This window comes from Coraliomargarita sinensis, assembly GCF_003185655.1.
Classification (GTDB): Bacteria; Verrucomicrobiota; Verrucomicrobiia; order Opitutales; family Coraliomargaritaceae; genus Coraliomargarita_B; species Coraliomargarita_B sinensis.
Map to the genome: position 1 here is coordinate 410,035 of NZ_QHJQ01000003.1, position 22,427 is coordinate 432,461.

Here is a 22,427-nt window from a genome sequence, read left to right on the forward strand (position 1 = left end):
CGGCACAAACTCCTTGTCGAGTCAGCTAAGCTTTGCACGCTCTGCCCTATGTTAAGACGTATTTTCTTCGCGAGCCTCTTTGTACCAATGGCTTTGGGAGCCCAGCACGATCCCGGACGCAACGCTGTGCGCAAGCTGGCCAAAGGTGATCACGAAGCGGCGGTACAGGAGTTGCATAAGTCAAGAAAACGGAACAGCCCGGTGGATGAAGCGGAGAAGTACGTGGTTCGGGCTCTGTCGGCCAGTCTGCAGGGAGATGGTAAGACCGCACTGCAGGAAGCCAAACTGGCTGTGCAACACGGGGCACACCCCGGCCGCTTTGCTGCGGGACCGAAGGATGCTTTTGCCGCACTCTACCAAGCAAAGGGGTACGAAGAATGGGCTTCGTCCTTCGATCTCGATTTAGTGCACGGCCCCATGATCGGAGCCGTTACCGGGCACTCGGCCAGTATATGGCTGCGGACTGAAAGTGCCGCCAGGGTTTCCGTTAATTTAAGCTGCTCCGAATCGGATAAGCTGATGCATGCCACCACCTCGGCGGAGACGGATTTTACCGCGGTAGTCCATTTTGACGGTCTGGAGCCCGAAACCACTTACGAGGTATCACTCAGCATTGAACAGCGCGAGGTCGGACAGGGTTCATTTCGCACCACAGCCGCCCGGGGCGAGGCAAGCAAGTTCACCCTGGTGCTCGGAGGCGGTGCCGGCTACACCCCGCAATATGAAAGAATGTGGGCGACGATTGAGAGTCACCATCCCGATGCATTGTTCATGCTGGGAGACAATGTCTACATCGATGACCCGACCCATCAGCTGACTCAGGACTATATCTATTATCGACGGCAGTCGGAACCGGGTTGGCGCTCGCTCGTCTCGAAGACACCAACTTACGCCATCTACGACGATCATGATTTTGGGATGAACGATTGCATTCCGGGTCCCTTTATCGACCAACCCGCCTGGAAGCGCCCTGTTTGGGAAACTTTCCGCAACAACTGGGCCAACGCCTACTACGGGGGTGGCGACGCCCAACCGGGTTGCTGGTTTGATACCTACATCGGCGACGTCCATTTCATTTTTTTGGACTGCCGGTATTATCGTGACCGTTCGGGGGGCACCATGTTGGGGCCGGTGCAAAAGGAGTGGTTGTTCGAAACACTCAAGCACTCCAAGGGAACTTTCAAGGTCCTGGCCTCCTCCGTCCCCTGGAGCGCCGGCGTCAAACCGGGCAGTCGCGACACCTGGGACGGCTTCCCCGCAGAGCGTGAGTCGATTTTTAGTTTCATTGAAGCCAATCAAATTGACGGGGCGGTTCTGATCTCTGCGGATCGTCACCGGGTGGATGTTCGCAAGACGGAACGTGTCGGCGGCTATGACCTCTATGAAATCATGAGTTCCCGACTGACCAACGTGCATACTCACGGCCTGGTAAAGAACGCCAAGGGCTCGGAATTTATTCTGGGCTACAACGCCACACCGGCCTTTGCCAAGTTGACCTTCGATACGAAAGCCAAACCGCCAACGCTGCACGGCTCAATCATCGATATCGACAATCATGAACATGGCACCTTCGAACTCACTCTGGATCAATTGCGCCACGAACGGTAATGTGTGATCCCGATCCGGCACCCTTGTCGACAGATAAGGAAAACCGGTGCCGGTTGATCGGCATCCTTCGTCTGGGTAGCTGTGCCTGTTTTCTCGGCTGGGCCTGGCAACACCTGCGCTGGGGTGGGCCCTACGATGCAGTGCTCTGGAACCCTAACTATTGCGGATGGCTCGCAGATTTGCTTGGCGTCTCCTGGGAAGCCTATGTCGCCGAGGTTGTCACCGACAGCCGGATCCTTTTCGGCGTCCGTTTGCTTGGATTCTTTTACGCGGCCTTGGCCGTAGTGTCGATCACTGCCAGACGGGATCGATTCGTGCAGCTCAGCTTTTTGGCGCTGGGTTCCCTAGGACTGGCCTTCCTGACCTTCTGTAAATTCATAAATTCCGGATACGTAGCGGCCATCCTTGTTGAACAGGGAGGGCAAGTCCTCGCGCCCTGGGTCTTGTTACTGGCTTTGCAGCGCGGTGTAAAAGATCACCTTACCATCGGTTTAGCTATCATCGCATTTTGTGCCACATTCGTCGGACATGGGATTTACGCGATTGGCTGGGCTCCGACACCCGGCCACTTTTATGGACTCACCTATGGGATCCTCCGTACCGGAGCAGAGGCGACCGATCTCTTCCTTAAGTTTGCGGGTGTGATGGACTTCCTGGTTTGCGCGGCACTTGTCGTGCCCCCGCTCCGCCGTATCGGTCTCGCCTATGCAGCCCTTTGGGGCTTGCTCACGAGCCTCAGCCGCCCAGCAGCTGGCATGTCGCTAGCCTTGCCCTGGTGGGGCGCCGACCAGTTCCTGCACGAGGCTGTCTATCGAATGCCGCATATCACTTTGCCCATTTTTCTTTTCCTGGCCTTCAGCTCTTTTTCTAAAGAGCGCTCCGGCAATTTCTGAAAACTCTCTAAGTGCAATGGCACTTCGTTAAGCGGTAGAAGTTTGTTTTCTGCTGCTGGACGTAAGTGACCTGCTTCAGCCGGTCACCCGGGCTTGCAAGTGCTGCCGTTTGGCCGATTCGGGTCGCACGGCTATAAGCAGAGCGACTACGGTAAATACTCTTAACTAAGTTTCATTCTTTAAGCGGACTCCTCCAAATCTTTAATCATCTTTCTGACCCGCTCGATGATGGGCTGCAGGCCCTTGGCCTCCCAGTGGGCCATCAGGTCTTTTTCCAGTTGGCGTAATCGGGGAAGCATCGGTTTGGCCGCGCTACCGTATTTTTCCAGAGCGTCGAGGCAGCTGTTGATGCGGCTGCGCTTGTTCCATCTCTGAATATCCATGAGATCAAGGCAGAGTGGAATAGCCTGTTTGATGTTGTGGTCGGCAAAAAGATGGAGACCGGCGAGGCGAATCCCATCGGCAAACATGATCCCACTGGGTGCGGGCTTCACAATCGCATCATAGATTGCAGGCAGCAGAGGTTCGAGTTCCTTGATCGAGAGCTGCTGATAGATGCCGGTAAACGAGGAGCGGGCCCGTCCGTCTTCATTCTTAAGGCCGGCAGCCACCGCCTTGCGGAGCAAGTCTTTGTCGACATTCTCAAGGTCATGTTTTTTCAACATTTTCCCGAACACGGTAAAACTGAGAAAACGCTGCTCCATACCACGCGGGTCTTCCTCTCTCGGCCCCTCGGCCACACGCTCCAAAAGATCGGGCAGCGCGGGCATACCGGCATCACCCATGGCCGCAATGGCCTCGGCCGCTTTGACCCGCAACCATAGATCGTCGGCATGCAGTGTTTCGCGCAGCTCGGAAAAAGCGGGTGCCGATCGCTTACCGAGCTTGATGAATGTCTGACATGCGCCGATGCGTGATTCGAGACGGCCCGATTCAAGTTTACGGATCAAGTCACGCATCGGTGCTTCGCCCTTACGCCGGGCCAAGGCTTCCGCCGCCCGTTCCCGGACGACCGGCGACCAGCTGTCGAGACGGTCGAGCAACTCCTCTTGACTCAAGGCATCGTGGAAACTGTGGCGATCGTGCCGGGTCCAACCTTTACCATCCTCGATGAGTGATTGGGCAGTTCGGGGATCCATCTGTGGTGCATAGCTCCCTTCCCGACCCGTCAGGACAAGTGATTTTAACGGCATCGCATAGGCAAGTAGAAAGGCTCCGCTGGCATCCCAACCCTTGGTTTTGTCACCACGCATCTGTGGCGGCCCTTGGTGGAGGAAGCTGCCGTCCCAGCGGCGGGCCAGATCGTAATACCAGGCACCATAGGTATCCATCCAGGCTCCCGTCGCGTGCGGCCCACCCTGGGCGACGCCGGGCATCGCCCAGGTAATGTTCCAAAAGTTGCCGGTATGCCCGTAATCACGTTCGGCTCCGTGGGCGGCGACACTCATGTGGTTGAAGTATTTCGCAGGCTCCGGCTCATCCAGAAGACTAAAGAGAACAGCTGCCATGCTGCATTTGCCATTGTCTTCGTGCGTTTGGATCCAGGGCGAATGGTCACCGTACGGCACGGCTCCCTTGCCGGTGTAAAAACGCAGCAACTTGGCGCTGCGCTCAATCGCCCGTTGAACGACAGGGTCATCGACCCCGGCTTTGCGAGCCAGTACCAGCGAGGTGGTCAGCGGCAGCCCCGGTGCATTCATCATTCCGTAGCCGACCAGCCGACCGTCCTGTCCGGCAAATTTGTGCCCCCAGGAACCCACGATACTCTGCCCCTCGGCCGCCTCCATCGCCAGACGCTGGAGTCCGGGCATGACGGACTGGTCGTCAGTAATCATGACATATTCCGCAAGGAACATAATGACATAACCATACCACCAGGTCGCCATACTCTTCGTGGAATACTGAGCCGCCCACTCCGCTTCCTTTTTGATCACAGGGAAGTAAGTGGACTTGCCGCTGGCGAGCAGGGCCAGCGCGTTCAGAGAGCGGGTAATGGGATTCCCCTTGTAATCGGGCTTAGCCATGCGCTTGGCCAAGGCCTCGCAACCCTGTTCAAAAATCACCTTCGATTTGGCGCATCCGTAGGGCGCCGTATCGCTATAAGCACCGAGCACCGGAAGCTGAATCCGCACACCTTCGGTCCGGCCGTCCCGCCAGCGCAAGAGCTCCAGCTCGCCGCCGCCCCGCGGTGTCTCCGCTGCCGTGAGCGCACGGCCGAATTCTTCGCGCGGGTCATAGGAAAACGGCTGACCTGCCACCCCCAGGATTACATCACCCACTTCCAGAACGCCCTCGGCAGGCGAGTCTTCGGCCACCACGGTCACCGCAACCTGCCGCGCATATGAGGTGGTCAAATTCTCGCTGTACATCCACCCGCGCGCACCGGTCGCACCCAGATTCCAGTCATGCGTGGCGCCCTCGGGAATGGACTCACCTTTGGTCAGGTCGGGGTGATCCATTTTTTGTTTTCGCGCCGCTTCAGTTGGAGCGCTGAATAGAACCGCCAAGACGAAGATGCCCAGAAACCGGGCGCATAAGCTGAGAAAAGTGGTCGACATAATGTTGGAGAGTTGAAAACCGAACGATTTGTATCGGTCCGAATGTAAACTGAACGCTACCGTGCTCGCATCTCAGTCCCGGGCCAATCTCAAAGTAATGAGCCTAGTTGGAAGCAACTAGCGGGAAAGCTCTTCGATACATTTGAACTTATTCGGACGCCGAGCCTTCTTCGAGCAGACTTACCATCGCACTCCCGAGTGCGTCGCCAACCAGCATATAAGTATGAGCATTCTTGTTATAATGGCTGTTGGAAGCGCCACCCTGATTGAGCGGGTGCGCATAAACAGTTTTCACATTACCGGCGTAGGACGGGTATTTGCCCGCTGATCCATCGACCGCGAGCTGCCCTTCAAGAATCGCTTTCTCGGCCGGGTTCTCGCCGTCCTTCGGTGTTTGTCCGAGCGTGGCAAGGACGAACGGTGCATTGGATACGACTTTTCCGGGATAGCGTTTTGAATAATAGTTCCGCAGCGAATCGATCAGGTTGACAAGGTTCTCTTCGTATTTGGTCGCATAAGCCATATCATAGCGATCCTTATCCCCCTGCCACCAGACAAAGCCGGCAATTTCGAAGCCCTGATCGGCCCAGTCGGGGTACTCGGTCGCGAAGTTGTCCAGCACATCGACGACATTCGTCACGGGGTCGGCAGCAACGCCCCACTCGCTTTCATCGAGGAAGAAGCGGTCATACTCCCTGCCGGCCCACCAACCGGGATTCTCCGCCGGCGCCTCACCGATCGGGCGCTTACTCGGCCCCTCGCCATAACCGGCATAGATCTGACCATCGTATTCATAGGACGGGCTGCCCGGAGGCAAAATGTCCCAGCCAAGTCCACGATTGCCGGTACATGATTTAAGCAGCAGAACTGGTTCGTCGTGATACCAGCCCATGATGTAACCAAAGCCCAACTCGGGACCAAACATGGAACCTAACTTGCCCGGGGAAAGCGCTGCGTTCTCATGGTCGGAAATGACCCCGCGATAGCGGACATCCTTTCGAACCGTCCACTTGTTCGATCCATCGATCAGGTTGGGGAATTTGTTCTGCCGGATGACCATGGTCTCAAGGCTGCCCTCTCCCGATCCTTTGACCTTCCCGAAGCCAACCATGTTGGATTGGCCGGACATAATGTAGACCTTTACCGGCTTGTCGACCGAACCGGCCGAGCCGTCCGGATCGGGTAACGGGTATGGCAGCGGCGGTTTCGATGAAGCATCACTTGGATCAGTGTGTGCCGAGGTCACCTCATACCAGTCGGTGACCTGGTCCGCATCAGTGTCGGCCATGTATGGATCGGAACCAGTGGCAGACTTATCAACGTAGTTTTTGTCGTTGGTCTCCACTCCATCGACGAGGCCGTCATCATCCCAGTCGGTATCCATCGGATTCGTTCCGGTGTCGGCAGCGCTCTTCCAAACGCCCGTATTTGTCTCAATAAGATCACTCAAGCCGTCCCCGTCGGTATCCGCCAAAAGAGGGTTTGTGAAGGGGCGCTTCCCGGCAAGGCCTTTGATTTCGGCTCCGTCGGAAAGAGTGTCGCCATCCGTGTCCGGATCGTTCGGATTCGTGCCGAATTTGTATTCTTCCAGAGCAGTCAGTTGGTCGCTATCGAGATCGGACCCCGGATCGAGTGCCGTGTTCGAGACAGGCTCGGTTTGCGCTAATTCGTAATCGTCCGGAAGGCCGTCGCCATCGGTATCCGCAATCGTAAACGTGTAAATCGTGCTGGAGCGTGCAATACCGTTGGGATTGCCTTCGGGATAGGAATCGATCTGCCAGTAATACGTACCTGCAGTCGGTGCATTGACCACGGCAGTGTCAGTTAACTTACCGTCCACCACCAGATTCAGCGAATCCGGATCCGTACCGAAGCGGATATCGACGCAGGTCTTGTTCGAGGGGGCACTGGCCGGCATATTTGTCCACGTAAGTGTGACCTCGCCCCCGTTGAAAAGATTCTCTCCGCTCGCCGGAGTCGGCGCATAATCGTGCCCCACAATCAACCGGACATTGTCATACAGGGCGTCCCCATCGGCATCGTCAAAACGGATGCCCAATTCTTTACCCAAATGAGCGCTGTCCTCCTCCGGAGTATATGTAATCGAGAAACTGTCCGACATGTCACTGCCCGTGATCGGCCCGCCGGCTTTGGCCACCACCGTACCCGCAGAGGCATTGGGATTTTTACGTGCTTTATTGTCATCCTCGGGGCCGAAGGCCACCAGTTCAGCGCGGTAATTCCCACTCGCGTCTTTCAACACCGCTGCATTGAACGTCAGCGTGTAAGTGACTCCGGCTGTGATGGTTTGACCGGTGGCCCCTTCGGCAGTGGTCAGACTGGTCGTCGAATAGTTCAAAAAGTAGCCCTGGTCACCATAAGGCGTGGTAAATTCCGGTGTGTCTGGCCAGGCAACCGTTTCATTATAAAGACCGCGCAGGTTAGCGTTGTAGGCGCCGGCAGAGCCGACCCAGTGCCCGTTGTCCGGAACCGTTTTACTCTGGAAGCCGCTCACTTCGGGGCTTTCAAAGCTCTCCGCGAAAACGACTTCAGCAGTCGCAGAGGATAAACAAGCCAGGGCCAAAGCGGCACCGAGAGAGGAAATTGAGGCAACTGAGTAATGGCGTGTAATTCTATTCATGAAAGTAAGATCAAATTTCGGGTAAACTCCTTGCGGCGCAATGACGACATCATCGCTTTATCGTGAAGGCTTGAGGAAAGCAACCAGGCAGGAGCTGGCCATCATAAAGCGGAACAGAGCATGAACATAACCGGACAGGTAACGAAGCGAAAGCTTCCTGCTGTCCTTTCCCGACATCAATATCCTGCAGCGAAAAGCTGCTCCGGCGATAAAGGTCCGTCCGAGCGCCTTTCAAGCACACGGACTGGGAACACAATATCTGGATTTAATCCTCTCAAAACAGTTAAATTTAATTACACATAGAACACTCGAACATCACACCATACGCATCCATGAAATCAAAAGCCGTCAGCATACTACTATCTTCACTTTTTCTCTTCAACGTTGGCAGGTCTCAGATATTGAGTATCCAAGCCGTCGATGCGCGGGTCCCGGAAGTTTTCAGTATCCCCAGTACTTCGGCACATCTTGATGGCTTACGAATTATTGAGAACAATGGGGACGAGCAGTTTGTTTTCATTACTTTGCTTCTGAATGTGGATTGGGGAGACAGTAATCAGCTTGAATTACCCTACAGCGAAGTAACCCTCACCACTGGTGATGAAACATTAGTGCCGGTCGGCACATTTAATCTGGATGGCCGCGTTAAAGATTTTCGCGTTCCCGTGCGATCCAAGTTTCGCATGCGAGATTTTTCCGGAGGGCGACGACCGATGCCTGAGGAAATTCGCCTCTGCGTAATCTTTCATTTCAACCCGGAGCAGAGTTTTAACATCGCCCTGAAGGGGCAATCCAAAGAAGCGTCAGCTCGCCCCGTCGCCACCCTACAGCAAGACTACCAACCAAAAATTACGATTGTCGAAGCGTCTCTGGTCGATCGTTTTGAGAAAGCTCCGACAACGAGTTTTTCCGCAGTCCCCGGAACCGCCGAAGTTCTGGACCCGCCGGTAGGTTCTGTGCTGGCACTGACAATCAACGTGGATGCGAGCAAATCGAACAAGGATGCTGGCGGCGGTAGCTACGTTTTCAAGCCATCCGATTTCTATTTAAGCGATGGCCGTCAGGTCATCCCTTTTCACACTTTGCTAGGCCGGCAAAACTTCATGACCGGTTCACTCTTCTCCGACGGCACTCTGCCCAGCGACGACCCGGAGCTTGTCTTGAGGGCACAACTCGAGGGAGAGCCCATCAAGGAAGGCACGGATCTAACCATTCTCTTTCTCGTCGATCCCGACACTGAACAATGGGAACTCTATTTCGGACATGAGAAGGTGGCGGCGATTCCAAGACCCGATAAATAATGGCTACTCGCCAAGATCCATATCGGCGATGAATCGGTTCCTGACTTAACTGGGCTTTCTTTCGACTGCCCCCCTTTATAAAATCCACCTGGAACCGAGTCTTTCGATTTTTCGTTCCACCCCTGTTAAGCCCCTCTGAATTCCCGGGCCTGGCTACGGGAATCCTTCGGTACAAGATTCTAACTAAAGTGCTAAGAAAGCTTCTTTTCGTAAAAAAGAGCACGCCCTAGGGCCGGATCCAGTTCGTATCCGGCGAAGCCGAAGCGTCGATAGAGGGATTCTGCCCGACGATTCCCCTCGAGAACCTCAAGGCTCAGTTTGCAGCAGTCGAGCTCACCCGCCAGCGATTCAATCGCCGCCAACATTCCCTGAGCGATTTCTCGACCACGAAATTCGGCCGCCACGAAGACATCGTGAATATTGAGAATCGGCCGGCATTCAAAGGTCGAAAAGCTCTCAAAACAAATCGAAAGACCTACCGCGGCCTCGTCCTCGTATGCCAAAAACACGTAGGTCTGGGGACGCTTGTGCAAGGTTGAAGCCAGATGCTCCTTTGTAAAATCGCTTAGGCCCGAACCGCCTCCCATCTCGTCGGAAGCGTAGGCGTCAAGGAGCCGCGTCACGGCCGCCGCATGTTCTGGCGTCGAAAGGTCAGCCCGTTGTATCTCTATCATAATTCGAGATATTAGCCCGAAAACCACCCGGTGCCAGACCATATACTTAAAAGAGGGATCGACGCTAAGAAACACGCGAGAACTGAAATAAAAAAATCGCGATAATTCGGATGCTCCTGCGCTCCGCAGTGAGGCCTTCGTCAGTTAAATATCCTTCCCGCAGTTCGGGCAATATTCGTAGTTGGGCTCCATCTTAGTGCCGCAGTCAGAACAGAAGGCCGGCTTCTTGCCGCCCTCCACCGGGTCGCGCGGGGCATCGCGGTGCCGGCGTTCCAAGGGATCGACCTCCTCCCCCGGTCCGGTGATGTCAAAATGACTGAACCGGTTCTTCGAAGTGGCGTTATAAAAATTGTAGGCGGCACTGCCCAGGGCCGCCAAAATAAAGATCACCCCGAACCCGACGAAAATCGGCGGCGCACCCATCGATGATGCGGCCACCATCCATAACACGCCAAAGCCCGCCGCGGCCAAGCCGCCAATCCCCCCGGCCATCGATGGGCCGCGTCCTGGTTTAATGCTATGCATAATTTTTGCGGAAGTTCATAAGAGGCATCAGCCTAACGCAATAAGACAAATACGCTATCCCGGAGTCAATTGGAGAGTCTTCCAGGCAAAAGATTCCCTTCTTTATCTTTTGCCTTTGCCCTCCTTTTTTCGCCCTGACATCTGAGCAATAAAACTTTCGCTCGCTCCTCACGGGCAAATCAACGATCCTTAACGCATGAGAAAAATTTTCCTGCTCCTTTGCCTGCCACTCTTTTTATTACTCGGTGCCTGCACCACCCTCGACCGAGATCAGGAAAAGCCTAAAGTCGATCTCGTCGGCATCACCAAGACGGATAGCGATTCGGACGCCCTGCAATTCACCATTCGGCTCCGCATCCTCAACCCCAACGCCACACCAATCAAACTCGGCGGGCTTTACTACGAGCTCAGCCTCGACGGACTCGAAGTCATTACCGGTACCGCCAATAACCTGCCGACCATCGAAGGCTACAGCGATGCCGTCGTTTCCGTACGCTCTGCCGCCGGACTGATCAACAGCGTGCGCCTGGCTTCCCGCCTCATGGAAAGCAGCGGTAACAAACTCCCCTACTCGCTTCGGGTCAAACTCGGCAGCAGTTCCCGCTGGTTACCCGCCACTACGATCACCGAAACCGGCACTATCCCGATCCGGTAGTCACTTGATTTTCACAGCAGGCATGATCCGCCTAACTCTTTTTTGATACCGGAGTGTCTACACAGGTTGGGTTCCCTGCTCGCTTTCTAGGCGATGTGTCATGCTTCAAAACGCTCCCCGCTGATCTCACAAAAAAGGTGCCTCCTTCGAGGCACCTTTGAGATCACAATACTAAAATAATCCTATCGGTTCGGGCGACCGGGTATTTCCGGACGTTCCGGCTTTTCAGGACGCTCCGGTCTTTCGGGCTTTTCGGGGCGTTCGGGTTTTTCAGGTCTTTCGGGCTTCTCAGGGCGCTCTGGCTTTTCAGGCCGTTCGGGCTTCTCAGGGCGATCCGGAAGTTCCGGACGGCCGACCCCCTCGGGCTTACCTGCGCTTTCGGGCTTTCCGGCGAATTGTGGGCGAGCCTGAATACCGGAAGGAGCACCGGCCTCTGCAGAGCGGGCATTCGCAGACTGCCCGGCGGAGGGTTGTGCACCAATGCCTTGGGCGCCGGCACCGTTTGAAACGAGTGAACCGAGGCTCACACCATAGAGCTCCATGCTGATTTCTCCCCAACCTGCGCCTTCGGCACGCATTTCCATAATTCCATCAGCCACCGCCGGATCCGTGCCGAACAGGGTGCCTGAGATACTGGCAAGGTCCCCTTCGATCTCCAGTTGGCTCAAACTTTCCTCAGCCAATAACATTGCAATATTAACTTCCCCAAATCCGAGCGGTTCGGAAGTATTTTCCACCGTCACGGTCTCAACGACGGTTTGTGTTTCTGTCGTCGTCACAGGAACCGGATTGCCATCGGCATCCAGAATAGTCTGCGTCTCCATCGTCATCACCGGAACCTCGTTCCCATCGGCGTCCAATTCGTAAACCGGATCACCGTTGGCATCAAGTTCCTGCACTTCGACTTCAACTGTTTCATAAACAGTATTGCCCTCATCGTCCACCAGCGGAACCTCAACTTCAACTTCGGTTTCCACGTCATAACTGAGATCACTACCCGTTCGAAGTGCTTCAACCAGTGTCGTCGAATCATCACCGGCAAAGTCTTCAAAGTCGTTGGACAGACTGTCGATGACCTTTTGCTCGCCTGTCGAGATGAAGGTCGGATCTTCCGTTTCAGTCACGGTTTGACCGCTGACCAGACCTGTACTGCCGATGATGGCAGCGATGGAGATATATGTCTTTTTTGTATTCATAATGTCTTTGTTGTTTTTGGGGACTATAGAGAGTAGCTAAGCGAAAGACCACCACCCGCATCGGGGCTGCCGTCGGTTAAGCCGAAGTAGGTATAACCGGTTAACTTCCAGTCTTCGTTCAGGCTGTGGGATAAATAACTGAAGATCTCAACGGAGTCCTCAGAGGAATCACTGCTGGCTTCCTGAAAATCCAAAGTCGCTCCAATATTGGTCTTGTCGTTAAGCCGGTAATCAGCACCAACCGAGATGTAGAATACGTTGTCCAGCTCGTAATCGTCCGGGTCACCCTTGATCTTGTAGGCCACCGTAGCGATCGGCGTGAGCTGGCCGAGTGGCTTGAAAAAATCCAGCTGCAAGGTGTAGTCGAACTCCCCGGTTCCTAGTCCCCGGTCTTCATCGGCTGTAGGAATTTTTACCTTACCCACCAAATCCAGGTAGAACCACTCGGCGGGAATCTCCTCCACACTATAACTCAAGGAGGTCCAAATATCACCGAGACCCGACTCCGTCGTCGTGCGGGTGCCCCCGTCACCAATAATGACACCACCATCACCTCCTCCGACAACATTGCCCGGTCCTTTGATTTGAATCCAGGGTATCGTCACCTTCGCCTTCCAGGGATTGTTGGCATAGCTCAAAGTAAGCGGAACAAAAAGAATTTCCGTATCCACATCGCTGCCATAATCACCGGAGCTGTAGTCTACGCCGGAGCTGATTTTAAACTGCTCTGCACCTACAGTAACGAGAGCACATAAGCTAAGGATAAGAAGTCCGAGGTATTGAATGGTTCGTGTTAATTGCATAATGGATAGCTTGTTTTGGCTATCGCAGACACAATGAACAAGACTGATAAAAACAATCGTAAACCACTGGAAGTGAGCAGTATAAGAAGTTATTAACGCCTAATAAACACAAGACCCCAGAAAAGGAATTCAGGCTCCCGAAAAGAGTTTGAGGGATCAAAGCCAGCCCGGTTCAGGAAATGAACGTAGGTCCCCGAAGTGTGTGACCGTACAGATTCAGGGATCCGTAATTACCTAGTAAAATCAAAGATCGCGCAGGAAAATAGATTCCCTACCTCACCCTGGAAACCGGAAAAGATAGTATCATTCATGACGGATTACCCGATGCATTTCAGGCATATTGGATTCGATTCGTTACGGATGACGAGGCAACCGCAAGTACCCAGATCAGCTACGATTAGCACCCGGTACTTCTGACGTGTAGGCAGATCAAAAAAAAGCCTGACCGAATTCTATCGGTTCAGACCCTTTAACGCCTCACTAAATCGGCCCCAAGGCGATCAGGCGCTCTATCTCGGGCTGGATCGCATCGGCCATTATTTCGTAACCCTTGGGCGTCAGATGCGTGCCATCAGTGAACAGCTCCGACTTAAGCTTGCCGTTCCCGTCGATAAACCGGTCTTCCAAGTCAAGAAATACGACCTCGTCTTTGGGGTAATGGTAGCTTGCGAGGAGACGATTCGTCTCCCGGCACTTGGCCCACTTAACCTCCTGCTGGACCGGAAGGATGCCCAGCACAATCACCCGCGTCGTCGGCAGCTTCTTACGGAAGGCCTGGGCCACGGCACGGATGCCGTGCGCGACCTCGCTGGGCGGCGTGTCGATGCCGAGATCCCACTGAACATTCCCGCCATCGCTCTGCGTAACCACATAGTTGTTCGTGCCGCAGAGCAGGACGGCCACATTCGGTGCTCCCCCCTTCGGGAAGTCGAGATTGCCGTGGTTCACCCGATAGAGCATGACCGGAGTAATGTCACCGGAATTGCCCATATTGATCGGGTTGTACTTGGCGAATCGCGCGTCCCAGACCGCTTGACCTGAGCCCCTCAGCATCGTCCAGTCCATGGTGATGGAGTCGCCAAAGAAGACGAGCTGCACATCCTCCGCCGCCGCGACCGCTTTGTTCACGCGTTGGAACTGTCCATGCCAGTAGTCGTCGTGGATCTTCTCGGGCATCCTCGTGCTGGACGACGCCGGGATCGGGTCCCGGAAGTCCGGCACTTCGGATGGGGCGCCCTGCTTCGAAGCGGAGCGGCAGGCGCACAAGGATAAGGCGAGAATGCTTACAGTCAGCGCAACATTGCCCGTACGAATGAATCGATGATGGAACAAAACGGTTTCTTTTAACGGATGAACACTAAATTGATATCGTTCCCTTTCCTAAAGGGAACGATAACCAGGTCGAACGCAAAAGGGAATGATTCGACCAGGGATAAAAGGGCCACCCAACTTAGGTCAGCCATCCGGAAAACAAGCACGATTTGAGTAGCAATTTAAGGTAAGGTTCAAATAGCTTACCCGCCCCATGTATGAACTCAGAACGTACCAGCAGGAGGCTGTTGATCGCACCCTCAATTACTTCAGGAAGCGACGGAGCCCTGCGGTAATCGTTTTGCCGACGGGTGCGGGGAAGAGCCTGGTCATTGCTGAGTTGGCCAAGATCGCCAAGGGCCGGGTCCTGGTACTCGCGCATGTTAAAGAGCTGGTCGAGCAAAACCACTTGAAGTATGAAAGCTACGGCCTGAAGGCCGGCATCTATTCGGCCGGATTGAATCAGAAGGATCGCTCGGAAAAGGTCATCTTCGGCAGCATCCAGTCGGTCGCCAAGGCGGATGATGCCTTTTTTGGTGATTTCACACTGGTGGTGATCGATGAATGTCACCGCGTCGGGGTGGAACCGGAGAGCCAGTACGCGAAAGTCCTGGAACAACTTAAGAAAAACAATCCGCGCATTTGCATCCTGGGGCTGACCGCGACCCCCTATCGTTTGGGACTCGGATGGATCTACAACTACGCGCTCCGCGGCGAGGTGAAAACGCAGGAGCGCCGCTTCTTCAAGCACTGCATCTACGACCTGCCACTGCAGTACATGATCCAAAACCGATACCTGACGCCCCCGGTCAAGGTCGACAACCCTGTGACCTCTTACGACTTCTCGGAGCTAACCGAGGGAAGCGATAGCTACACCATGGCACAACTGGAGGAAGTACTCCAACGGCAGAGACGACTGACGCCCCTGATCATCAAAAACATTATTGATATCACGGAGAGTGACCAGAGGCAGGGCGTAATGATTTTCAGCGCCACGGTGAAACACGCGGAAGAAATTATGGAAAATCTGCCACCGGGGCATGCGCGACTGGTCGTGGGGACCACCGAGGCGAGCGAGCGCGCCCAGATCGTCGATGAGTTTAAGAGGAAAGCCTTCAAATATATGGTCAACGTCTCCGTGCTGACGACCGGCTTCGACGCCGCCCATGTCGATGTCATCGCCATTCTGCGGCCCACCGAATCGGTGAGTTTATATCAGCAAATCATCGGCCGCGGTTTGCGTTTGGATACCGATAAAAAGGATTGTCTGGTTTTGGATTACACCGGGATGGGGCACAGCATTTTCAGTCCGGAGATTGGCGAGAGGAAGCCGGCATCGGAATCGGTCGCCGTGCAGGTGCCCTGCCCCGAATGCGGCTTCGTCAATGACTTCTGGGGGATCGTCGACGAGGACGGGAATCTGCTGGAGCACTATGGGCGGAAGTGCCGCGGTGGGCAGACGAATCCGCAAACCTACGAATTCACGCCCTGCAGTTATCGTTTCCGCTTCAAGGTCTGCAACCAATGCTCGGCTGAAAATGATATCACCGCCCGGGAGTGCCGTCGCTGCGGCAGTGTGTTGATCGACGCCGACGAAAAGCTCAAGCAGGCGAGGCTCTCAAAAGACGCCCACGTGCTCACGCCGGATTCGATCGAGATGCTGGAGCGCGTCGACAAAAACGGGAATCCTTTCCTTCAGGTAAAGTATTACGATTACGACGCCAACTTCCTCTCCGAAGTACACTACCTCAACGATCCAACCCGGCTGAAGAAGTTTACGATCAACTTTTTGAGGTCGCACATGCGAAGGCCCGAATCGAAGCTCAACATCAGCTCGGTGAGCGATGTCGTCGACATACAATCAAACCTCAGGATGCCCGCATTCCTCATCGCCCGCAAGCAGGGCAAGTTTTGGAAAATTACCGAGAAAATATTCAGCGAAGAACTGTAAACGGCATGGTTCGAGAAAAGTTTGAATCCAAATTATCTACCGTGGCCCGATGGGTACCAGGTGCGTGAGCTTGAGATTTTGCGTTTGCCCCTTTTGAGGCCATATTTTCACACTGACTACTTACAGTCAGGGGATCACAGATGGCTCGACGTTCAGGCGGTAGAATTCTCCAGCCTCCTCCGTGCCCCGAACCACTCCGATTACGAGTCCCGATTCTTCAAAATCAGGACCCAGCGTCCGCAGCGTAAACCGTGATGTCTGGTCAGATAGAGGAACCCATGGATCAGTTCCCAACCGACCACAGTGCTCGACGATATACGTGACCCCGCTGAACTGTCCGGTCCGGAGCGCATGGACAAAGGCGAGCACCTCAATGCCCTCGACCTCCACCCATTCCAGACGCAATGGTTCAGGAGGCGCGTCGGACACCTCCACATCAGTTCCAAGGGCGAACTCAAGGATGGCCTCGAGGCCGTCTCCGTCATCATCGGAATCAAGATCCAAGGGTGACATACCTCCGGGTGACGCCGGTTCGATCGACCTCGCCCAAGCTTCGAGCTCGGTCACACCCTCCACATCGAAGGGCCCGACCTCGGTCGTGGCGAGGTCCGCCGAGACACTCACCCAGAACCGCCGCCACCCGAGACCGGCGCCCGGCTCGAAGGAAGCCAGGCCTTCGCCGACAGGCTGGGACCGATCTCCCACCTCGCCCTGATACCACTGGAAGGAGAGATCGGGGTCGTCGGAGTCGACCTCCAGGACAAGGCCTTCGGCGCCCACGCTGGTCGAACTGGCCGATCCGGCGATTTCCGCCTCCGGCACCGCACGTGTCAGCACCAGCAACTCGGTTCCCACATCGCTCCAGCCCGTACCCGGCCTGAGGAAAAGTCGGTCTTCAGAAGAGATCATCTCGTCAATCCGGTGGGTCTCGATCTTGTAGGTTCCGCCAGTGGTTCCGGTGGAACGCACCAAACCGATCGATCCATAGAGGAAGAGAGCCCCATCGAATTCGACCATCCCCGAGAAGCCTCCGTCGGAATAGTACGACCACCCGACATCCGCGACAGCCAGTGCCGTACCGGCCGCCGTGCCGTTGCTGGTCCACAGGTCATCGCGAAGCGTAAAATACAGGCCGTTCCGGAATACCGTGAGATTGCGGATCAGGTTCCCGTCACCGCCCCATACCTCTGAGGTCCCTGCCGCGGTGCCGTCGGTCTTCCAAAGCTTCGTCCTCTGGTTCACGAAGAACAGTTCGCCGTCCAGCCAGACGGCTTGTTCGATCTGGCTGGAGGAAGAGCCCGGGACGGTGTCCTTGATCATGCCGGTCCCTGCAACCGTTCCGTCCGTGACCCACGGTTCCCAGCCCGTTTGATTGTCGTAGCGCCTGAAGAAGACCCGTGTCGCGTCGCTGGCAAAAGGCTCCGGTTGGTAGGATGTTCCATAGGGATCGGTCACGAGCCTGACCGGCGTGCCCCCGTCCCACGAGACCATGCGTTTGCCGCGCCCGTAATTGGTGCCGCCGGAGACGTCCACCCAGTAGTCGACGGGAAACACGATGGAACCGCCAATCTCACGGGTATCGTCAAACTTCGGATCACGGATTTGGATTTCCGTGATGCCTTCCAACATGGCTACCGTTCCGGCGTCGGTTCCGTCACAGAACCACGGCTCGTGGTAGTACGAGCTTGTATTCTCCGGTCTGGCACCGAAGACGATCCCGTCCATCGAAGAAACCGCCGCCATCTCGCGGATGGCCTCGAAATTCCGGAAGGTCACCCGCTCGGTTCCGTCCGCGGTTCCGTCGGTGCGCCACAGGTCCCAACCGCTGTCGCCAATCCACGAAAAATAAGCATGTTCGCCATGTAACACGACCGAACTGGGTCGGTAGTCGCCCACCAACCTAGGCTCGGCGTTGACGGGGTCGGTGACCCACAGCTTCCGGGATCCCTCCGACTCCGCCGTGAAGAGCACGCCCCCGGCCAGTGGCGCCAGCAGGGTAGGATTGCTCGAGGCCGTCGAACTCGCCCCGTAGAGATCCGTCGCCTGCTGCAGCGATGACGCCGTGCCATCCGTCTTCCACCATTCCGGTCCGGCGCCCTTGTCGTAGGCGTAGACCCACACCTCGTCGTCGATCTCGGTCAGGGGTGAAACCGTGTTGTTGGTCGTCGCAAGCTCGAACTGTCCGAGCCAGTCCGCCTCATCCGAGCCGGGACTCCACGTCCACATGCTACCATCGTTGCCGGTCAAATAAAGTAACGACCCGATCCATTCGAAGGAAAGAACGGAGGAACTCAATCCGTCCGGTCGGACCAACGGTGCAACCTCGACTGTCCCGGTCGGAGTGCCGTCACTGGTCCAGATTCCGGTCTCACCGTCCGACGTTAGCAGAAAGACAGCACCGATTCCCGATGGTGCACCGGACGCAAAGCGGATGGACGTCGAATATTCACCGGAATTGAACTCGATAAGCGGCAAGGTTCCGGAGGATGTCGTGTCGGTTGACCATAGCTCGCTGGCCGAGGTATTCATTCGAGCGATGAAGAGGTGCCGCGAACCTACCGATGCATGAAAAGTCGGATCCGAGCTGTTGGGCGAGGAACCGCCGACGTAACCATATCTTGAGGTATCCACGTCCATAACCAACACGGTCCCGGCCGGCGTACCGTCTGAGAAGCAGAGCTCGGTACCGGCATCGGAATTCTCGATGTATCCCGAAAACAAAAATCCTCCGGCGACCGGATAGAGCTTCCCTCTCGAAACCGAGTGGTTGCCCATGACTTGCGGCAATGTCATGCCCGGACCGAACCGATACATCTTGGTGCCGGATCCGGTGTTGGCACTGAACACGAAGTCTCCATTCCACACACCGGCCACATTCAGGAAAGTTCCGTTGCTGCCGGGACGAAAATCGGAAAGGAGGAAGGTGCCGCCCGGGGTTCCGTCGGTGACCCATGGCTCGGCTCCGGTCGCATCGGAGGTCGCGAGGAACATGACGAGGTCTTCGCTCACCGCTTGAATCTGCACCTGAGAGCTGCCACCCCCCGCCCGGATGTCTGCCAGCAGCTCGGTCCCTTCGGCGGTCCCGTCCGACGCGAAGGGCTCCTGACCCGAGACAGCGTCCGAACCAACGAAGAAGATCCGATCACCGAGAATCCGGACATAGTTCGAGCTTGAGTTGTAGAAGCCCGAAGCCGGACCGGGATAGAGGTCGACAACCTGTTCGGTGCCGTCCGGCGTGCCGTCGGTCCGCCACAACTCGTTGCCATATTCCGCGGTCCTGCCGGCGAAATAGTGAACTCCCCCGATCTCGCCGATCCAACCGACCTGGCTGACGGCCGCGAGATCGACCGGCACCTCGTCGCCCGGTGAGATCGCATAGAGTCCATCGTAGTCATGGCCGACGATGCTGCCGTTGACTACCCGCAGCATAGTCGCAGCCCGGGTCCGGATCTCGGTCACTTCCCCGGCCGCATCCATCGCATAGGTGTGGCTCTCGTTGATACCGCTCTGGGAAGAGAAGACCTTCAAGCCATTCACCTCCGCGACCTTAAAGTTGCTGGCCGTCGAGCTATTGGGGAGTTGCGGAGCCGTTTCGAGATCGGCCAGCAACTGGACCGAGAGATCCGGGGGTCCACTCCGGAGTTCGACCGGAATCTCACCGGAGGCCGCGTCGCCAAGAGAATTCGTGACCACTGCTTGATAGATACCGGCATCCTCCAGTTCCGAGAAACCTGTGATATCCAGCCGTGCGACGAACCCATTGACCTCTCCAGCTCCCAAAGAAACGCCATCTCGGAACCATTCAACAGAGAACGGCGAACCAGCTCCAAACTCAATTTCGATGGTCGCGGAGTCCCCATCACCAATTGCTGTTGGGGGGCTCCAATCGTGAACCACCGGCACAGGATCCATAAAAGCAGTCGCCGTCCGGCTGGAAATAGATGTGCTGACATCACCGTTGTCATCCGTGGCATAGGCACGGACCCAGAAGTCGGTTTGTTCATCGAGCTTGCCCGTGGAGTAGTCGGACCGGGAACCAATGTAGCCAGTGACGGGCAGCGTAAAGTCGCCGGACTCCCCGATGTGCCATCGCAAGTTCACGTAAGGCTCAGGCGTCCCCTGGGAAACCGGCAGAAAGGCATCGACTGAAAACGATGCTGGAGAGTGAAAAGGCACGGTCACGTCTTCAGGCTCAGAGGCGATCACCGGTGAGAACGGGTTCCCAAAAATCGTCGCCGCCGAGTAACCGCCGCCCGCGATCAGGCGAACATCGGAAAGACCGCCGGGAGGCGAGGCCTCGCCGGAACCATCGCCACCCCAGGTGACAACCGTCCCGTCGGATTTCAGGGCGGCCGACCAGTTGTAGCCAGCCGCGACCGATATCACGTCCGTCAGCCCTACAGGCACGTCGCACTGCCCCTCGGCATTCCGCCCCCACGCGACGACATTGCCGTTCCCATCAACCGCGAGATTGTGATAGGCCCCGGCGGCGATCGCCTTGACCGAGGACATGTATGGAACATCCAACTGTCCCGAGCCGTTCGATCCCCAAGTCTCGATGGCACCACCATAACCGACCCGCAGAGCGATGCCGTGGTAGTAGCCACAATCGATTGCGCCAAAAGATGAACCGCTCGGCGGGCTCGCTTGGCCGGTGTAGCTCGAGCTCCAGCCAGAAGGGGTGTAGTTACTCCCCCATCCGCGCAAGGTCCCATCCTCCATTAGCGCAATACTGTGTCGCACACCGGCCGCCACCCGCCGGGCACCCGGTTCGTCCGGTTCCGTCGGTGGGGTCGCCTGACCGTAGCTGTCATCTCCCCAGCCGACAATCCCTCCGTCACGCAAAACGGCGAGCCCGTGGCCCGTGCCCAGAGCCACATGCCGTGCCGAAATCCCAACTGGCAGGGCGCTCACTTGAGCATTCGCCCCATCGCCCCAAGCCAGCACCGTGCCGTCTTCCCGCACGCCGACCGTTGCCAGGCCGCCACTTGCGGTTGACTGGCTGCAGGCGACATGAATCCAGTCGGAAATGCCCGCAGGCATGGTGTTAGAGTCACTCGCGGCAGGCCCCCATTCCACAAGGTTCCGCGAACCCGGCGCGGTGACAGAAAGCGATGCGGGCGGTGACTCGACGCTTCCGCGGGAATTTGAAACCACGACTAAATAGCTGCCCGAATCGGTTGGATCTAGGTCGGAAATCACAAGCGCCGCCGAGGTTTCGCCATCCAATGGCGCCCCATCTTTCCACCACTGGTAGCTCAAGGTCGCCTCGCCCGAAGCTTGGACCTCGAAAGTAGCCGTTTCACCGGCCTCTGCGACGACTCCGCTGGGGGGCGTGTCGATGAATGGATAGGGACCGGAGATCCTCTCGACGCGGACATCATCGAAATAGACCAAGTTGTCCCCCGGTGTTCCCGGGTTCGTGATGAACCATGCCAGAGCAAGGCTGGCCGTATTAGCAGCCACCCCTTCCGCAGCCATGGGCTGATCGGTGACAATCGCAGTGGAACCAATCCAGGCCGACCAACGGTTCGTCTCAAAGTCGAGCTGAAGCTCGACTTGGTAGCCGGTATTTTCCGCAAGCCCCAATCCACTCGTCACCGCATCCGGCTCGGCCGAACTCCGGTAGAAAGGCGAAAAGGTCGACCCAAGGTTGGCGAACGCCAACTGCACCAGTCGGTTGCCATCCTGATTGTAGACTTCCACAGAGAAGGGGTCATCCTGACCATTCGTCGAGCCCCGCAGTCCAATCATCAGCGACGCCTTCCAGATCGGGCGGTTGTCACTGGTCGGGTCCTCGACCCAGGCCGTACCTCGTACCCAGCAAGCCGAGGGGCTACCTGCGACCCCTCCGCCCAGGTATCCGGCGGCGTCGTCAACGCCGAACCCGCTGCCCACCACACCAGCCGAACCTACTTCGGTTACAGACCACGGGTAAACCAGGGTATCGACCCCCGTGGCGTAAGACTCGAAGTCATCCTCCAGCACTGTAATCGGCGCGGCGAGGGTAGCAAAGGGAGCGGATAGACTGAAAATCAGGTAACGGAGGATCGTAGGAAGGAAAGTCATGGCCTGTCGGGATAGAATCGAAATCTGGCCCCTGCCTACAGGAACGAGAAACGGTCTGGCCCGTGACATCGGTGGTATGGCTTTTCTTCAGTCTGGTCAGCTTCGCCGGACCAGAGCCAATTGATTTCTAGGAAATCGCTTTATCAGAGGCCGATTGGTAGGAAATCTTACTAATTCAAATTTACTTTCGGGCGGAACAAGCCACCAAGCTGTGTATGGTATTGTAGTGGGTAAATTAAATG

General features: G+C 56.2%; 13 protein-coding genes. 5 read left to right on the top strand and 8 right to left on the bottom strand.

Going from position 1 to position 22,427, the window contains the following annotated elements; genetic code table 11:
* The first annotated feature begins 48 nt into the window (after positions 1-48).
* Together DDZ13_RS06350 and DDZ13_RS06355 are read left to right on the top strand one after the other, a co-directional pair.
* Positions 49-1,608: an alkaline phosphatase D family protein gene (locus DDZ13_RS06350; protein ID WP_110130589.1), complete on the top strand. Its 1,560-nt coding sequence runs from the start codon at positions 49-51 to the stop codon at positions 1,606-1,608.
* Positions 1,608-2,501: a hypothetical protein gene (locus DDZ13_RS06355; RefSeq protein ID WP_110130590.1), complete on the top strand. Its 894-nt coding sequence runs from the start codon at positions 1,608-1,610 to the stop codon at positions 2,499-2,501. The genes DDZ13_RS06350 and DDZ13_RS06355 overlap by 1 nt, the downstream gene beginning before the upstream one ends.
* A gap of 179 nt (positions 2,502-2,680) precedes the next feature.
* On the opposite strand, the gene DDZ13_RS06360 is transcribed toward DDZ13_RS06355, so the two are convergent.
* Both DDZ13_RS06360 and DDZ13_RS06365 read right to left on the bottom strand, forming a co-directional pair.
* Positions 2,681-4,960, bottom strand: coding sequence for a DUF6288 domain-containing protein (locus DDZ13_RS06360; RefSeq protein ID WP_233246100.1), 2,280 nt, complete (start codon positions 4,958-4,960; stop codon positions 2,681-2,683).
* Positions 4,961-5,207: 247 nt separating this feature from the next.
* On the bottom strand, positions 5,208-7,700 hold the full coding sequence (locus DDZ13_RS06365; protein ID WP_146209269.1) for a hypothetical protein: 2,493 nt from the start codon (positions 7,698-7,700) through the stop codon (positions 5,208-5,210).
* A 332-nt stretch (positions 7,701-8,032) separates the two neighbouring features.
* Between DDZ13_RS06365 and DDZ13_RS06370 the strand changes: the two genes are divergently transcribed.
* A complete protein-coding gene (locus DDZ13_RS06370; RefSeq protein WP_146209270.1) occupies positions 8,033-9,001 on the top strand; it encodes a hypothetical protein in 969 nt (322 codons plus the stop codon).
* 191 nt (positions 9,002-9,192) lie between these two features.
* Here DDZ13_RS06370 and DDZ13_RS06375 read toward each other — a convergent pair whose 3' ends face one another.
* On the bottom strand, positions 9,193-9,675 hold the full coding sequence (locus DDZ13_RS06375) for a GNAT family N-acetyltransferase (protein WP_110130594.1): 483 nt from the start codon (positions 9,673-9,675) through the stop codon (positions 9,193-9,195).
* Positions 9,676-9,819: 144 nt separating this feature from the next.
* Positions 9,820-10,200 carry a zinc-ribbon domain-containing protein gene (locus tag DDZ13_RS06380; protein ID WP_110130595.1) on the bottom strand — a complete coding sequence of 127 codons (381 nt, stop codon included), beginning with the start codon at positions 10,198-10,200 and terminating at the stop codon, positions 9,820-9,822.
* A gap of 196 nt (positions 10,201-10,396) precedes the next feature.
* On the opposite strand from DDZ13_RS06380, the gene DDZ13_RS06385 reads away from it, so the two are divergent.
* The gene (locus DDZ13_RS06385; RefSeq protein ID WP_110130596.1) at positions 10,397-10,855 is read left to right on the top strand and encodes an LEA/WHy family protein; all 459 of its coding nucleotides are present in this window, start codon (positions 10,397-10,399) and stop codon (positions 10,853-10,855) included.
* Positions 10,856-11,037: 182 nt separating this feature from the next.
* Here the strand turns inward: DDZ13_RS06385 and DDZ13_RS15720 are convergent, their stop codons facing one another.
* The 3 genes from DDZ13_RS15720 to DDZ13_RS06400 form a co-directional block, all read right to left on the bottom strand.
* A complete protein-coding gene (locus DDZ13_RS15720; protein ID WP_146209271.1) occupies positions 11,038-12,051 on the bottom strand; it encodes a hypothetical protein in 1,014 nt (337 codons plus the stop codon).
* A gap of 23 nt (positions 12,052-12,074) precedes the next feature.
* Positions 12,075-12,854 (bottom strand): transporter, encoded by a 780-nt coding sequence (locus tag DDZ13_RS06395; protein ID WP_110130597.1) that lies wholly within the window; start codon positions 12,852-12,854, stop codon positions 12,075-12,077.
* 480 nt (positions 12,855-13,334) lie between these two features.
* Positions 13,335-14,186, bottom strand: coding sequence for a GDSL-type esterase/lipase family protein (locus tag DDZ13_RS06400; protein ID WP_146209272.1), 852 nt, complete (start codon positions 14,184-14,186; stop codon positions 13,335-13,337).
* Between the two features lie 193 nt (positions 14,187-14,379).
* Between DDZ13_RS06400 and radD the strand changes: the two genes are divergently transcribed.
* Positions 14,380-16,116: a DNA repair helicase RadD gene (gene radD / locus DDZ13_RS06405; RefSeq protein ID WP_110130599.1), complete on the top strand. Its 1,737-nt coding sequence runs from the start codon at positions 14,380-14,382 to the stop codon at positions 16,114-16,116.
* A gap of 126 nt (positions 16,117-16,242) precedes the next feature.
* Here radD and DDZ13_RS06410 read toward each other — a convergent pair whose 3' ends face one another.
* A complete protein-coding gene (locus tag DDZ13_RS06410) occupies positions 16,243-22,185 on the bottom strand; it encodes an immunoglobulin domain-containing protein (RefSeq protein WP_158279818.1) in 5,943 nt (1,980 codons plus the stop codon).
* Positions 22,186-22,427: the final 242 nt, after the last annotated feature.

Bases quoted from the DNA above. Each gene is read 5' to 3' on its own strand.
- DDZ13_RS15720 (WP_146209271.1), bottom strand. From the start codon at position 12,051: ATGAATACAAAAAAGACATATATCTCCATCGCTGCCATCATCGGCAGT.
- DDZ13_RS06375 (WP_110130594.1), bottom strand. From the start codon at position 9,675: ATGATAGAGATACAACGGGCTGACCTTTCGACGCCAGAACATGCGGCG.
- DDZ13_RS06360 (WP_233246100.1), bottom strand. From the start codon at position 4,960: ATGGATCACCCCGACCTGACCAAAGGTGAGTCCATTCCCGAGGGCGCC.
- DDZ13_RS06370 (WP_146209270.1), top strand. From the start codon at position 8,033: ATGAAATCAAAAGCCGTCAGCATACTACTATCTTCACTTTTTCTCTTC.
- DDZ13_RS06350 (WP_110130589.1), top strand. From the start codon at position 49: ATGTTAAGACGTATTTTCTTCGCGAGCCTCTTTGTACCAATGGCTTTG.
- DDZ13_RS06380 (WP_110130595.1), bottom strand. From the start codon at position 10,200: ATGCATAGCATTAAACCAGGACGCGGCCCATCGATGGCCGGGGGGATT.
- DDZ13_RS06365 (WP_146209269.1), bottom strand. From the start codon at position 7,700: ATGAATAGAATTACACGCCATTACTCAGTTGCCTCAATTTCCTCTCTC.
- DDZ13_RS06410 (WP_158279818.1), bottom strand. From the start codon at position 22,185: ATGACTTTCCTTCCTACGATCCTCCGTTACCTGATTTTCAGTCTATCC.
- DDZ13_RS06395 (WP_110130597.1), bottom strand. From the start codon at position 12,854: ATGCAATTAACACGAACCATTCAATACCTCGGACTTCTTATCCTTAGC.
- DDZ13_RS06385 (WP_110130596.1), top strand. From the start codon at position 10,397: ATGAGAAAAATTTTCCTGCTCCTTTGCCTGCCACTCTTTTTATTACTC.
- DDZ13_RS06355 (WP_110130590.1), top strand. From the start codon at position 1,608: ATGTGTGATCCCGATCCGGCACCCTTGTCGACAGATAAGGAAAACCGG.
- radD (WP_110130599.1), top strand. From the start codon at position 14,380: ATGTATGAACTCAGAACGTACCAGCAGGAGGCTGTTGATCGCACCCTC.